The 13,829-nt window shown below is 72.2% G+C and carries 13 protein-coding genes; 3 read left to right on the forward strand and 10 right to left on the reverse strand.

Going from position 1 to position 13,829, the window contains the following annotated elements:
- Positions 1 to 32: 32 nt before the first annotated feature.
- Positions 33 to 1,196, forward strand: a complete 1,164-nt coding sequence (locus tag AB0N07_RS14790; RefSeq protein WP_365834867.1) for a class I SAM-dependent methyltransferase — start codon at positions 33 to 35, stop codon at positions 1,194 to 1,196.
- On the opposite strand, the gene AB0N07_RS14795 is transcribed toward AB0N07_RS14790, so the two are convergent.
- From AB0N07_RS14795 to AB0N07_RS14820, 6 genes are all read right to left on the reverse strand, one after another.
- The gene (locus AB0N07_RS14795; protein WP_365834989.1) at positions 1,197 to 2,402 is read right to left on the reverse strand and encodes a sigma-70 family RNA polymerase sigma factor; all 1,206 of its coding nucleotides are present in this window, start codon (positions 2,400 to 2,402) and stop codon (positions 1,197 to 1,199) included.
- A 115-nt stretch (positions 2,403 to 2,517) separates the two neighbouring features.
- On the reverse strand, positions 2,518 to 2,874 hold the full coding sequence (locus tag AB0N07_RS14800; RefSeq protein WP_365834869.1) for a YciI family protein: 357 nt from the start codon (positions 2,872 to 2,874) through the stop codon (positions 2,518 to 2,520).
- Positions 2,875 to 3,008: 134 nt separating this feature from the next.
- The gene (locus AB0N07_RS14805; RefSeq protein ID WP_365834871.1) at positions 3,009 to 4,367 is read right to left on the reverse strand and encodes an FG-GAP-like repeat-containing protein; all 1,359 of its coding nucleotides are present in this window, start codon (positions 4,365 to 4,367) and stop codon (positions 3,009 to 3,011) included.
- Between the two features lie 118 nt (positions 4,368 to 4,485).
- On the reverse strand, positions 4,486 to 5,529 hold the full coding sequence (locus tag AB0N07_RS14810; RefSeq protein ID WP_365834873.1) for an LCP family protein: 1,044 nt from the start codon (positions 5,527 to 5,529) through the stop codon (positions 4,486 to 4,488).
- A gap of 80 nt (positions 5,530 to 5,609) precedes the next feature.
- On the reverse strand, positions 5,610 to 6,977 hold the full coding sequence (locus AB0N07_RS14815; protein ID WP_365834875.1) for an endo-1,4-beta-xylanase: 1,368 nt from the start codon (positions 6,975 to 6,977) through the stop codon (positions 5,610 to 5,612).
- Between the two features lie 111 nt (positions 6,978 to 7,088).
- Positions 7,089 to 8,150 carry a LacI family DNA-binding transcriptional regulator gene (locus AB0N07_RS14820; protein WP_365834877.1) on the reverse strand — a complete coding sequence of 354 codons (1,062 nt, stop codon included), beginning with the start codon at positions 8,148 to 8,150 and terminating at the stop codon, positions 7,089 to 7,091.
- 152 nt (positions 8,151 to 8,302) lie between these two features.
- Between AB0N07_RS14820 and AB0N07_RS14825 the strand changes: the two genes are divergently transcribed.
- Both AB0N07_RS14825 and AB0N07_RS14830 read left to right on the forward strand, forming a co-directional pair.
- On the forward strand, positions 8,303 to 10,606 hold the full coding sequence (locus tag AB0N07_RS14825) for a glycoside hydrolase family 3 N-terminal domain-containing protein (protein ID WP_365834879.1): 2,304 nt from the start codon (positions 8,303 to 8,305) through the stop codon (positions 10,604 to 10,606).
- Between the two features lie 40 nt (positions 10,607 to 10,646).
- Positions 10,647 to 11,141: a hypothetical protein gene (locus tag AB0N07_RS14830; protein WP_365834881.1), complete on the forward strand. Its 495-nt coding sequence runs from the start codon at positions 10,647 to 10,649 to the stop codon at positions 11,139 to 11,141.
- Here AB0N07_RS14830 and AB0N07_RS14835 read toward each other — a convergent pair.
- Genes AB0N07_RS14835 through tsaB form a run of 4 tightly spaced genes read right to left on the reverse strand, consistent with a single transcriptional unit; the run spans position 11,092 to position 13,622 of the window.
- Entirely contained in the window at positions 11,092 to 11,349 is a 258-nt protein-coding gene (locus AB0N07_RS14835) for a hypothetical protein (RefSeq protein ID WP_365834882.1), read from the reverse strand. The genes AB0N07_RS14830 and AB0N07_RS14835 overlap by 50 nt on opposite strands.
- Positions 11,346 to 12,443 (reverse strand): tRNA (adenosine(37)-N6)-threonylcarbamoyltransferase complex transferase subunit TsaD, encoded by a 1,098-nt coding sequence (tsaD, locus tag AB0N07_RS14840; protein ID WP_365834884.1) that lies wholly within the window; start codon positions 12,441 to 12,443, stop codon positions 11,346 to 11,348. The genes AB0N07_RS14835 and tsaD overlap by 4 nt, the downstream gene beginning before the upstream one ends.
- Positions 12,436 to 12,969 (reverse strand): ribosomal protein S18-alanine N-acetyltransferase, encoded by a 534-nt coding sequence (rimI, locus tag AB0N07_RS14845; RefSeq protein WP_365834886.1) that lies wholly within the window; start codon positions 12,967 to 12,969, stop codon positions 12,436 to 12,438. The genes tsaD and rimI overlap by 8 nt, the downstream gene beginning before the upstream one ends.
- Positions 12,966 to 13,622: a tRNA (adenosine(37)-N6)-threonylcarbamoyltransferase complex dimerization subunit type 1 TsaB gene (gene tsaB, locus AB0N07_RS14850; protein WP_365834888.1), complete on the reverse strand. Its 657-nt coding sequence runs from the start codon at positions 13,620 to 13,622 to the stop codon at positions 12,966 to 12,968. Before tsaB ends, rimI begins: the two co-directional genes overlap by 4 nt.
- Between the last annotated feature and the right edge of the window lie 207 nt (positions 13,623 to 13,829).

Raw genomic sequence — 13,829 nt, forward strand, 5'->3', positions numbered from 1 at the left:
GTACCGTCCCCCGACTGGCCCACAATGGGCCGGTGAACGACCTCGCCGACCTGCTCACCCCCGAAGGCCGCGCTCTCCTCGACGAGGTGCGCGGCACCGCCCCTGCCGACGAGCTCGCCGTCGCCACCCGGCTGCGCCGCGAACATCCCGCCGAGCTGGTGTCGGCGGCGCTCGGGCAGGCGCGGCTGCGGCAGCGGGCGGCGGCCAAGTTCGGCACCGAGGACGCGGAGCGGATGTTCTTCACGCCGAACGGGGTGGAGCAGTCGACCCGGGCGAGTGTCGCCGCCTACCGGGCCGAGCGGCTGAAGGCGCTGGGGGTCACCTCGCTCGCCGACCTGTGCTGCGGGATCGGCGGCGATGCCATCGCCCTGGCCCGGGCCGGGATCCGGGTGCTGGCCGTGGACCGGGATCCGGCGACGGCGGCCGTGGCGCGCGCGAACGCCGACGCGCTCGGGCTGGCCGAGCTGATCGAGGTGCGCGAGGCGGACGTCACGGAGGTGGACACGGCCGGCTACGACGCCGTGTTCGTCGACCCGGCCCGGCGCGGCGGGCGCGGCCGCATCTTCGACCCGGAGGCCTACTCGCCACCCCTGTCGTGGGCCGTCGAGGCCGCCCGCAAGGCGTCCCGCGCCGCCGCGCTCAAGGTCGCACCCGGCATTCCGCACGAGGCCGTGCCCGCCGACGCCGAGGCCGAGTGGATCTCGGACGGCGGGGATGTGAAAGAAGCCGTGCTGTGGTTCGGGACGGACCCGGGGGCGGTGCGGGCGACACTGCTGCCGGGGCCGCGCACGCTGCTCGGGAAGAGCCTGCCGGACCCCCGAGTCCGGCCCGTCGGACGGTACTTGTACGAGCCGGACGGCGCCGTCATCCGGGCCCATCTGGTCGCCGAGGTGGCCGAGCAGCTGGACGGCGGGCTGGTCGACGCGACCATCGCGTACGTCACCGCCGACGAGTTGCGGCCGACGCCGTATGCAGCCTCGTACGAGATCACCGATCAACTCCCGTTCAACGTCAAGAAGTTGAAGGCACTGCTGCGGGAGCGCGGGGTCGGGACGCTGACCGTGAAGAAGCGGGGGTCGGCGGTGGAGCCGGAGGAGTTGCGGAAGAAGGTCAAGCCCCAGGGACCGGGCTCGGCCACCGTGTTCCTGACCCGGGTGGCGGGGGCGCCGACCATGCTGCTCGGGCACTCCGCCTGATCAGGACGGATCGGCCGCACGGCGCAGCAGCAGCTCCCGCTCCCGCTCGTTGCGCGCAAGTCCCGCCGCCCGTACGAACTCCTCGCGCGCCTCGGCCGTACGCCCCAGCCGTGCCAGCAGGTCGCCGCGCACGCTGGGCAGCAGGTGGTAGTCGCGCAGGGTGGGTTCGGCGGCCAGGGCGTCGACGATCGCCAGCCCCTGCGCCGGTCCCTCCGCCATGGAGACGGCGACCGCGCGGTTGAGTTCGACGACGGGGGACGGGGCGCGGGCGGCGAGCAGGCCGTACAGCGTCGCGATGCTCTTCCAGTCGGTCTCCTCGTAGGTGTACGCGTGCGCGTGGCAGGCGGCGATGGCGGCCTGCAGGGCGTAGGGGCCCGGGGCGCCGGTGGCAGTGGCGTCGGCGCGGTGGAGAGCCGTGATGCCGCGGGCGATGAGCATGCGGTTCCAGCGGCGGCGGTTCTGGTCCTTGAGGAGGACGGGTTCCCCGTCGGGGCCGGTGCGGGCGGCCGCACGGGACGCCTGGAACTCCAGGAGGGAGGTCAGGGCGTGCACCTCGGGCTCCTTGGGCATCAGAGCGGACAGCACGCGGGCCAGGCGCAGCGCATCCTCGCACAGTGCGGGGCGCAGCCAGTCGTCGAGGGCCGTGGCGGCGTAACCCTCGTTGAAGATCAGGTAGATGACGTCGAGGACGGAGCCGAGCCGGGCCTCGCGTTCGGGGCCGTAGGGCACCTCGAAGGCGATGTTCCTGGTGGCGAGGGTCTTCTTGGCGCGGACGATGCGCTGGGCGACCGTGGGCTCCGGGACGAGGAAGGCGCGGGCGATCTCCGGCGTGGTCAGACCGCCGAGCAGGCGCAGGGTGAGGGCGGTGCGGGCCTCCGCGGACAGCACCGGGTGACAGGTGGTGAAGACGAGCCTCAGCAGGTCGTCGTCGATGTCCTCGGGGTCGGCGGGCTCCTGGGGCGGTGCGGTCTCCGACAGGTCCCGGCCGATCTCGGTCAGCTTGCGGGCGTAGTTCTCCCGGCGGCGGACCAGGTCCACGGCCCGGCGCCGCTCGACGGCCGTGAGCCAGGCGCCCGGGTTGTCGGGAACGCCGTCGCGCGGCCACTGCTCCAGCGCGGCGACCAGCGCGTCCTGCGCGAGCTCCTCGGCGATGCCGACGTCCCGGACGACACGGGTGACACCTGCGATGATGCGCGGCGACTCCATGCGGAAGACGGTCTCCACGACCGTCTCCACGCAGGAGCGGGCATCGGTGGTGGGGGGCTGTGAGGTCACAACCCCCCATTCGACACCCGTACGTCCCCGCAGCCAAGGAAGCGGCTCAGCCCTCCATGATCTCCCGGACCTCGCAGGTGACCGTCCAGTGCTCCTCGTGCACCTTCAGGAAGCGCTTGGTCCACTCGATCGCCTCGGCCATGTCCTTGGCCTGGATGATCGCGTACCCCCCGACGACCTCCTTCGCCTCGGTGAAGGGGCCGTCGGTCACCGACAGCTGCCCGTTCTCCCACCGCACCCGGGTCCCCTGCGCGGTCGGCGTGAGCCCGGCGGTGTCGAGCAGCACCCCGGCCTTCGTCATCTCCTCGATCAGCTCGCCCATGCGCTGCATCAGGGCCTCGCTGGGACCCTCGGCGGGGGCGGTCTTCTCGTCGATCTGGACCATCGACAGGTAACGCGGCATGGTGACTCCTCGATCGCTACGGGGCCGGTCCTTCCCGGCCTCTCACCAGTGCGTCGACCGGGAGAGGCCGGGATCGACAGACTCCGCGGATTTCTTCGGAGTTTTTTCCCGGAGCCCTGACCTGCCAGAACCTGCTAGGACAGCTCCCAGCCGAAAGCGGCCTTCGTGTACGGCGCCCCGACCGTCCGCCCGCCGAAGGTGAACGCCGCGTCCGTCACGATGCCCGTGGGACGCCCCCGCAGGGACCAGACCGCGCCGTCGCCGGCGTTCTCGTGGGCCGCCGCCGCCGCGAGGTCCGCGTAGCCGTTGCCGTTGATGTCGAGGAGGCTGACCGCGCCGCCGAAGTTGTCGCTCGTCTCGACGGCTCCCGGGACGCCCTTGGTGTTCTGGGTGAAGCCCTGGGCGCCCTTGCCGGTCAGACCGCTCCGGGTGCCGTACAGGACGTTCACCATGCCGGCCCCGTCGTTGTAGCCGAGTTCCTCGGCGGGCGCGCCCACGGCCACGTCGTCGTAGCCGTCGCCGTTGATGTCACCGACCGCCACCGCGGCGCCGAACTCGTCCACGGTCTCCTTGCCGCCGGGGACGCCCTCGGTGTTCTGGCTGTACGTCTTCCATGTGGACTCCGGCCTCAGACCGGAGGCCGAGCCGAGGGCCACGGTGATCGTGTTGTAGTTCTCGGCGCCCCGGACGACGTCGGCGTAGCCGTCGTGGTTGATGTCGCCGAAGGCCACCCCGCCGTCGCCTTCGGGGGCCTTGGCGGGCGTGAAGGCGTCCGAGGAGGCGTTGGCCAGGTAGAACCGGGAGGTGGAGGCGCCCTCGCCGATGTAGTCGGTCAGCGCGAGGTCGTCGCGTCCGTCGCCGTTGACGTCGCCGGCGGCGGTGTCCAGGACGTCGTCGTACTGGAAGTCGGTCGCGCCGAAGGCCCTGGTGGCGGCCGGCTTGCCGGTACGGGAGATCGGGCCGGTCCAGACGGTGGCCGTGGTGCCCCCGGGTTCGTCGTGCCCGGAGCGGCCCCCGCGGAACAGCACGAGGTCCTGCCTGCCGTCACCGTCGAAGTCGCCGGCCTGGGTGACCGCGGCGGGCACCGACACCCCGCCGGACAGGCCGCTCTTGCCGCCCCAGACGACGACCGCGTCGCGTACCGGGGAGGCCTCCCCGACGATCAGGTCGGTGCGCCCGTCGCCGTCCAGGTCGCCCTTGGACAGCTGGATGCCGAAGCTGTCGCCCGCCTGGGGGCTGCCCGGAATGCCGCTGCTGGCACGGCTGATGACCGTGCGCCGGTCCTTGGTCAGGCCGTGCGGGCCGCCGTACATGACGACGACCTCGCCCGCCCCCTTCTGGCCGCCGACCGTGGCGCCCGGGGCACCGATGGCGAGGTCCTTGTAACCGTCGCCGTCGAAGTCGTCCCGGACGGTCTTCGGGGCGGCGGCCGCGGCGCTGCCCGCCAGCGCGGGGACACCCCCGAGCGCCAGCACACCGGCGATCAACGGCACGGACCAAGTTGCTTTGCACGAACGCGAGATGGACATCTGAAATCCCCCTGGTTACGGCAATGCAGTCACCCAGGAGACCCCCGGTGTCACCCGATGGTTGTAGTCCCACGGCTCACTTTCAGCGCAGGGATTGCCACAGCTCGCTCGCCGCCGGTTCCTTCGCCACCACCCGGTTGGGGTCCGAGGGCGCGGTCACCACCGGCATCATCACCGTCTTCACCCGGTCCGGGGACAGGCCCTTCAGGCTCTCGCCGAGGCCGACCAGTTGGCTCAGCGAGCCCAGGCCGGTGTCGGTGGTCAGGCTGCTGGTGACCGCCTCGGCCACGGTGTACAGCTTGGCCGGGTCGGTGAACAGGTTCGTCGAGGAGATCTGCTCCAGCAGCGCCTTCACCAGCTTCTGCTGCAGGCCTATGCGGCCGAGGTCGCTGCCGTCGCCTATGCCGTGCCGGGTACGGGCCAGGGCCAGCGCCTGCGTGCCGTTCAGGGTGTGGGTGCCCGCCTGCAGGTGGAGGTGGCTGTCGTCGTCGTTGATGTCCTGGTCGGTGGTCACGGTGACGCCGCCGAGCGCGTTCACCAGCTTCGCGAAGCCCGAGAAGTCGATCTCGATGTAGTGGTCCATGCGGACGTTCGTGACCGACTCGACCGTCTTCACGGCGCAGACCGCGCCGCCCACCGAATAGGCGCTGTTGAACATCGAGTTGTACGCCACCGCCGTCGCCCCGCCGGACTTCAGCGGGCAGGACGGACGGGTGACGAGCGTGTCGCGCGGGATGCTGGCGACGGTGGCCTTCTTCCGGCCCGCGTCGATGTGCACGACCATCGCCGTGTCGGAGCGGGCGCCGGAGCTGTCGCCCCCGCCGAGCGCCTTGTTCTCCTTGCCGTCGCGCGAGTCCGAACCCAGCACCAGGATGTTCAGGGAACCGGTCGGGAGGGGGGAGGCGGACGGCGAGGGTGTGATCACCGCCTTCGCGGGGCGGTCGTCGCCGAGGGCCTGGTTGATGTCGACGCTCTTGATGTTGTGGTCGAGATGCCAGTACGCCCAGCCCGCCGCACCCGCGCCCAGCACCAGCAGGCCCGCCACGGTGAGGCCGACGGCCTTCAGTGCTTTCGACCGCCGGCCCCCGGGTCTGCCCGCGTCCGCGCTGTCCTCGTGTCCCGTCACGGACAGGAACGTAAGTCCGAATTATTAGGGGATTGTTAGTGACGACGGCGTGAAACGGTTTTCTTCGGAAATTCTCACGCTCAGCCCAGCGTCACCGTCGGCACCGGATTGCCGCCGCTCCAGGACCCGTTGAAGCCGAAGCTCACCGAACCGCCGTCCGGCACCGAGCCGTTGTAGGAGGCGTTCGTGCACGTGACGGCCGCGCCCGACTGACTGCAGATGGCGTTCCAGGCCTGGGTGATCTGCTGGCCCGCGCCGAACGTCCAGTTCGCCTTCCAGGACGACAGCGAGGCGCCCGAGCAGGCGATCGTCACCTGGCCGGTGAACCCGGTGTTCCACTGGCTGGTCACGCTGTACGTCGCCGTGCAGGCACCGGAGGGCGGCTGGGTCGTCGTGCCGCCGAGGGCCTCCGCGATCGCGTGGTACGCCGGTTTCGGCGCGTAGTTCTCGTCGTACGGCGTGGCCGCCCCGTAGCCGGGGAAGGTGCTCGGCACCCAGGAGTCGGAGTCGGTGAAGCCCCAGACCGTGACGCCCGCGCACCGGGTGACGGCCACGCAGACGTTCAGCACCGACCTGTAGTCGGCGGCCTGCTGGGCGAGCTTCGTGCTGTCCGCCGGAAGCGCCATGCGCACGTCCAGCTCGGTGATCGACACGTCGACGCCGAGGTCGGCGAAGCGCTGGATGTTCTGCTGCAACGAGGAGGGCACCTGACCGAGGATCAGATGTGCCTGCAGGCCCACGCCGTCGATCGGGACACCCCGGTTCTTGAGGTCCTTCACCAGGTTGTACAGGGCGGTCGACTTCGCGTTGACGCCCTCGACGTTGTAGTCGTTGATGTACAGCTTGGCGGCCGGGTCGGCGGCATGTGCCCAGGTCAGCGCGTTGGCGATGTAGTCCGCGCCGAGGGTGTCGTACCAGAGGTCGGACCGATGGGTGCCGTCCTCGTTGAAGGGTTCGTTGACCACGTCCCAGGCGGTGATCCTGCCTTTGTAGCGGCCGACCTCGGTGGAGATGTGGTTCTGGAGGAGGCTGCCGAGCTGGGCCGCCGTCCAGCTGCCGTTGGTCAGCCAGCTCGGGTTCTGGTTGTGCCAGACCAGGGTGTGGCCGCGCACCTGCTGGTTGTGGGCCTGTGCGAAGGCGACGATCTGGTCGGCCTCCGTCCAGTCGAAGCTGCCCCGGGTGGGCTCGACCGAGCCCCACTTCATGGCGTTTCCGGGGGTCAGCGAGTTGAACTGCGCACCGGCGAGGTCGCCGTACGTCCCGGTGAGCTTGGAGCCGGTCACCGCCGTGCCGATGACCTTGCCCTTGGCGGCGGCGAGGTCGCGCAGCGGGGTATCGGCGGCGTGCGCCGCGGGTGCCGTGAACAGCAGCGCGGCGCCGGTGGCGAGAGCCGCCAGGAATGAGCCTGTTCTCAGAGAAGTACTCAGAGATGTTCTCAGAGATCTCATCGCGGGTGCCTCCGAAAGTTTCGGTCGTGCAACCGATTGGCTTCGGAGGAGTGTGGAGGCGGCCGTACCACCCGTCAATACGTCAACTTCCGGCCACCCAGGGCACGTTCGTCACGCCGGTGGCGGTGCCGTGCTGCTGCGCACCACCAGGCTGGTCGCCAGTTCCACCCGGGTGGCCACCGGCGCCTGGTCCTCCCGCCCGAGGTCGAGGACGAGCCTGGCCGCCGCCTCCGCCATCTCCGTCAGCGGCTGCCGTACGGAGGTCAGCGGCGGCCCCACCCAGCGCGCGACGGGCAGATCGTCGAAGCCGACCACGCTCAGGTCCTCGGGGATGCGCAGGCCCAGTTCGCGCGCGGCCTCGTACAGACCGAGCGCCTGGAGGTCGTTGAGCGCGAACACCGCGGTGGGCCGGTCCGGGCGACGCAGCAGCTCCAGGCCCTGCCGGTAGCCGGCCTCGTGGTGGAAGTCGCCGGTCGCGATCAGCGCCGGGTCGACCGGCAGGCCCGCGGTCTCCAGCGCGGCCCGGTAGCCGTCGACGCGGGCGCGGCTGCACATCATCCGGGACGGTCCCGTGATGGCGCCGATGCGGGTGTGGCCGAGTTCGATCAGGTGCCGGGTGGCGGCCAGACCGCCCTGCCAGTTGGTCGCGCCGATCGAGGGGACGTCGACGCCGGGGTCGCCTGCCGGGTCCATCACCACGAACGGGATGGAGCGGCTGGTCAGCAGCGCCCGCTGGGACTCGTCGAGCCCGGACAGCACCAGGACCACGCCGTGCGGGCGGCGGGCGGCGACCTGGTCCGCCCAGGTCCGCCCGGGTGTCAGCCGCCCGGCGCTCTCGCTCAGCACCACGCTGAGGCCCGCGTCCCGGGCCACGTTCTCCACGCCCCGGATGACCTCCATCGCCCACGCGCTCTCCAGCTCGTGGAAGACCAGGTCGATCAGCGGCGAGCGGCTCGCCTCGGCTCGTCGGCGCCGGTAGCCGTGGGCGCGCAGCAGTTCCTCGACGCGGCCGCGGGTGGCCGGGGCCACGTCCGCGCGGCCGTTGAGGACCTTCGAAACAGTCGGCGCGGACACGCCGGCCTCGCGGGCGATCTCGGCGAGCGTCGCGGTCTGTGCCGACCGGCCCACCGTCGGGGTTGTCGTCCGCGTTTCAACGGGCTCCGGGGGTGTCATGGCGGCGATCGTATCCCTGCACGGCCTCTTGACGAAGCCTCCGGACGGGCCTAGGTTCCCGGAACATTCGATATACATAGCGAAACATTCGTCGCCAGAGTTTGCCAGCGTTCGTGAGAGGGCCCCACCCACTCGACCAGAGCAGGAGTTTCATGACCACCGCCCCCTGGCGTGACCCCGCCCTGCCCGCCGCCGCCCGCGTCGACGACCTCCTCTCCCGGATGACCCTCGAGGAGAAGACCGCCCAGCTGTACGGCGTGTGGGTGGGCGCCGCCACGGACGGCGACGGAGTCGCCCCCCTGCAGAGCGAGATGACCGCCGACTACGACTGGGACGAGCTGATCACCCACGGCCTGGGCCAGCTCACCCGTTCCTACGGCACCGCCCCCGTGGACCCGGCGCTGGGCGCGCAGGCACTGGCCCGCGCCCAGCGCCGTATCACCGAGGCGGGCCGGTTCGGCATCCCGGCCGTGGCGCACGAGGAGTGCCTGGCCGGGTTCACGGCCTGGGGCGCCACCGCCTACCCCGTCCCGCTGGCCTGGGGCGCGAGCTTCGATCCGCCGCTGGTCGAGGAGATGGCCCGCGCCATCGGCGGCGACCTGCGCACGGCCGGGGTGCACCAGGGCCTCGCCCCGGTCCTGGACGTCGTACGCGACCCGCGCTGGGGACGGGTCGAGGAGACGATCGGCGAGGACCCGTACCTGGTGGGCACGATCGGGGCGGCCTATGTGCGCGGACTGGAGTCCGCCGGGATCGTCGCCACGCTCAAGCACTTCGCCGGGTACGCGTCCTCGGCGGGCGCCCGCAATCTCGCGCCCGTCCGGGCCGGCATCCGCGAGTTCGCGGACGTGACGCTGCCGCCGTTCGAGCTGGCGCTGCGCGAGGGCGGGGCCCGCTCGGTCATGGCGGCGTACACCGACACGGACGGTATCCCGGCCTCCGCGGACCCGTCGCTGCTGACGGAACTCCTGCGCGAGGACTGGGGGTTCACCGGCACGGTGGTCGCGGACTACTTCGGCATCGGCTTCCTGGAGACCCTGCACCGGGTGGCGGGCTCCCCCGCCGAGGCGGCGCACGCGGCGCTGGCGGCCGGCATCGACGTGGAGCTGCCGACGCTCAAGTGCTACGGCAAGCCCCTGCTGGAGGCGGTACGGGCGGGCGCGGTACCTCAGGCGCTGGTGGACCGCGCGGCCCGCCGGGTGCTGCTCCAGAAGTGCGAGCTGGGCCTCCTGGACGAGGACTGGAACCCCGAGCCCGCCGCCGTGATCGACCTGGACTCGGCCGCGAACCGGGCCCTGGCCCGCCGTCTCGCCGAGGAGTCGGTGGTGCTCCTGGACAACCCGGCCGGGGTCCTTCCCCTTCCGCCCGACACCCGTGTCGCGGTGGTGGGCCCGCGCGCGGCCGACGCGCTGGCGATGCTCGGCTGCTACTCCTTCCCGTCCCACGTCCTGGCCCACCACCCCGACGTTCCCATGGGCGTGGAGATCCCGACCGTCCTGGAGGCGCTGCGCGCCGAACTCCCGGACGCCAAGGTGACGTTCGCTCAGGGCTGCGACACCTCGGACCCGGACCTGTCGGGGATCGAGGAGGCGGTGGCGCGGACCGCCGAGGCGGACGTGTGCGTGGCGGTCCTCGGCGACCGGGCGGGCCTGTTCGGGCGGGGCACCTCGGGCGAGGGCTGCGATGTGACGGATCTCCGACTTCCGGGCGTACAGGGCGACTTGCTGGACGCGCTGGTCGCCACTGGAGTCCCCGTGGTGCTTGTCCTGCTCACCGGCCGCCCGTACGCCCTCGGCCGCTGGCACGGACGGCTGGCCGCGGTGGTGCAGGCGTTCTTCCCCGGGGAGGAGGGCGGCCCGGCGGTGGCGGGAGTGCTGTCGGGCCGCGTCAACCCCTCGGGCCGCCTCCCGGTGAGCGTCCCGCGGGACCCCGGAGGCCAGCCGTGGACGTACCTCCAGCCCCCGCTGGGCCTCGCGGGCGAGGTCAGCAACCTCGACCCGACCCCGCTGTACCCCTTCGGCCACGGCCGCTCGTACACGAGGTTCGCGTGGGAGTCCGAGTCCGCCGGGGCGGAGATCGGCACGGACGGCTCGTACGACGTGACGGTCACCGTCAGCAACGCGGGCGAGCGGGCGGGTACGGAGGTCGTGCAGCTCTACCTGCACGACCCGGTGGCCTCGGTGACCCGCCCGGACGTACGCCTCATCGGCTACCGGCGGGTGGAGCTGGACCCGGGAGAGGCCTCCCGGGTCACCTTCCATTTCCACACCGACCTCTCGGCGTTCACCGACCGTTCGGGCCGCCGGGTGGTCGAGCCGGGCGCCCTCGAACTACGGTTGGCCACGTCGAGCGCAGAGGTACGACACACGGCACACCTCCAGCTCAGCGGCCCGGTGCGGGTGCTCGGCAGCGAGCGGCGCCTGCGCTGCGAGACGGAGGTGTCGGGAGCCGGGTGACCCCGGGCCGAGGAACCCGGGGGATGCGATGGTCGGATACGTGCGCCACGAACTGGCGTCAGGGGCGGCGAAGCTGGCCGGGATCGTGGCCGGTACGGCGATGGCGGTCGGCACGCGGGAGAGCCGGCAGTGGTCGGCCACCGACACGCAGAACGCCGCGATCGCGGCCCTCGCCTTCCTGGTCATCGCGGCACTCGTGCGCTCCACCCGTTTCGGCCACCGCCGGGACTTCGAGTCCGCGGGCCCGTTGCCGGAGGCCGACCAGGCGTCCGGCCGCGAAGAGACCGCGGTGCGCTCCGTCTTCCTCTTCGCGCTGGCGGCCGGCCTCGTCTACGTCTGGTCCGACATCTGGGTCTTCGTTCTGCTGGTGGCCTCGGACTACCTGGCCAAGGCGGCTGTCGGCGGCCTCTGGCAACGCCGGCACGGCAAGCTGCTGTGGCGGGTGTCCGACGAGGACGGGGAGCGGCAGCTGGCGTACTCGCCGCTCAGCCCTCCCCCAGCGACTCGAACCGCCACCGGTGCACCGCCCGCATGACCAGCTCGCCGGCCGGCTCGGGCAGTTCGGGCAGCTCGGCGTCGGGGGCCGCGTCCCACCAGGTGATGACGAGGACGCGGTCCTGCGCGGCCCGGAAGGTCTCCCGGCGCACCGGTCGCGCCGGGAGTTCCTGGGCCCGCGCCCAGGCGAGCAGCTCCTCGCCCCGGCCCTCGGCCGCCCGCGCCTCCCACATCAACGCGACCGTCACGAGTACAGGTTCTCCTTGCTGACCTCGTGGACGTGATCGTGGTCGTGCGTGTGCCCGGGTACGTGCGCCTCGGTCACCGGCAGCGAGGAGTCGGCGGACAGGTCCCAGTTCGACGCCGCCCGGTTGCGGGCCACCAGCTCCGCGCCGAGCGCGGCCACCATCGCCCCGTTGTCGGTGCACAACTTCGGCCGGGGCACGCGGAGTTGGATGCCGGCCGCCTCGCACCGCTCCTGCGCCAGCGCGCGCAGCCGGGAGTTGGCGGCCACACCGCCGCCGATCATCAGATGCCCGACGCCCTCGTCCTTGCAGGCCCGTACGGCCTTGCGGGTCAGCACGTCGACGACCGCCTCCTGGAAGGAGGCCGCCACGTCCCGCACCGGCACCTCCTCGCCCGCCGCCCGCTTGGCCTCGATCCAGCGGGCCACGGCGGTCTTCAGTCCGGAGAAGGAGAAGTCGTACGCCGGGTCGCGCGGACCGGTCAGCCCGCGCGGGAACGCGATCGCAGAGGGGTCGCCCTCGCGTGCGTAGCGGTCGATGACCGGGCCGCCGGGGAAGCCGAGGTTCAGCACCCGAGCGATCTTGTCGAAGGCCTCGCCGGCCGCGTCGTCGATCGTCGCGCCCAGGGGACGTACGTCCGAGGTGATGTCCGTCGACAGCAGCAGCGAGCTGTGCCCGCCGGACACCAGCAGCGCCATCGTCGGCTCGGGCAGCGCGCCGTGCTCCAGCTGGTCCACGCAGATGTGGGAGGCGAGGTGGTTCACGCCGTAGAGCGGCTTGCCCAGCGCGTACGCATACGCCTTCGCCGCCGACACGCCGACCAGCAGGGCACCGGCCAGACCCGGGCCGGCGGTGACCGCGATGCCGTCCAGGTCCCGCGCGCTCACCCCCGCCTCCTTCAGCGCGCGGTCGATGGTCGGCACCATCGCCTCCAGGTGCGCCCGGGAGGCGACCTCCGGGACGACGCCGCCGAAGCGGGCGTGCTCGTCGACGCTGGAGGCGACGGCGTCGGCCAGCAGGGTGGTGCCCCGGACGATGCCGACGCCGGTCTCGTCGCAGGAGGTCTCGATTCCCAGGACCAGGGGTTCGTCAGCCATGGATCTCGGTTTCTCGTTCGGAAGTCGGTCCCGCGGCGGAGCCGCTGTCGGATTGCGTGGTCAGACGCATCACCAGGGCGTCCACATTGCCGGGCTGGTAGTAGCCGCGCCGGAAGCCGATGGCCTCGAAGCCGTAGCGCTCGTAGAGCTTCTGGGCGCGGATGTTGTCGATGCGGCACTCCAGCATCACTTCGGCGCACTCGAAGGCGGTGGCGGCCCGCAGCAGCTCGGCGAGGAGCCGTCCGCCGAGCCCGGTGCCCCACTGCTCGCGGGTGACGGCGATCGTCTGGATGTCGGCAAGGTCCCCGGAGGCGGCGAGGCCCGCATACCCGACCACCCGCCCCTCGCCGTCCTCGGCGACGACATAGCGGCGGGTCGCCTCGGGGCCGCGGGCGTGGGCGAGTTCCGACCAGAACATGCCGCGGGACCAGGCGTCCTCGGGGAAGAGGTCCTTCTCCAGTTCGAGCACGCGGTCGATGTCCCACCAGCGCATCTCGCGCAGTCGAGAGGTCACGGGTTCGGTCACTTGGGGGTGACCACCTTGTAGTTCTTGGGGACCTGGGCGTCCGGGCGGCGCAGGTACAGCGGCCGGGCCTCGGGCAGTTCCTCGCCCTCGGCCAGCCGCTCGGCGGCCAGGCTCGCGAGCGCGGCGGCCGACACGTGCTCCGGCTCGTGCGCGTTCGGGAAGGTGTCCGGGTACAGCAGCGCGCCCGCGCCGACGGCGGGCAGCCCCGCCACCCGGTCGGCGATGTCGGCGGGCCGGTCGACGGCGGGGTCGGTCAGCCGGGTCCGGGAGTCGGCGTAGCGCGCCCAGTAGACCTCCTTGCGCCGGGCGTCGGTCGCCACGACGAAGGGGCCCTTCTCGATGTCGGCCGCGTACGCCAGACCGTCGAGCGTGCACACGCCGTGCACGGGGACACCGAGCGCGAGCCCGAAGGTGTCCGCGGTCATCAGGCCGACGCGCAGCCCGGTGTAGGGGCCGGGCCCGATGCCGACGACGATGCCGGTGACGGCGTCGAGCCCGAGCCCGGCCTCGGCGAGCACCCGGTCGACGGCCGGCAGCAGCAGCTCGCCGTGCCGGCGGGCGTCCACCTGGCTCGAGGAGGCGATGACGTCCGTGCCGTCGTGCAGAGCGACGGTCACGGCTGGGGTTGCGGTATCCAGAGCGAGCAAGAGCACGCAAACAGCCTACGGCTCCCGGGGCCCGTGTCGGACGCCCAGTCGTCCGCCCGGAGGCGCGGGCCCCGCGGCGCCATGGGGTTCCGCGCGAGGTTGTTCGAGCGTGGCGCAGCGTGCGATCCCGAGAGGGGGTGGTGCGTGCCGGGCGTCGCGGGGCGTCCGACACGGGCCCCCACCTCGGGCATCGCCGCCCCGGTCAGGCGTGTA

This window comes from Streptomyces sp. NPDC051172 (assembly GCF_040682555.1).
Lineage (GTDB): Bacteria > Actinomycetota > Actinomycetes > Streptomycetales > Streptomycetaceae > Streptomyces.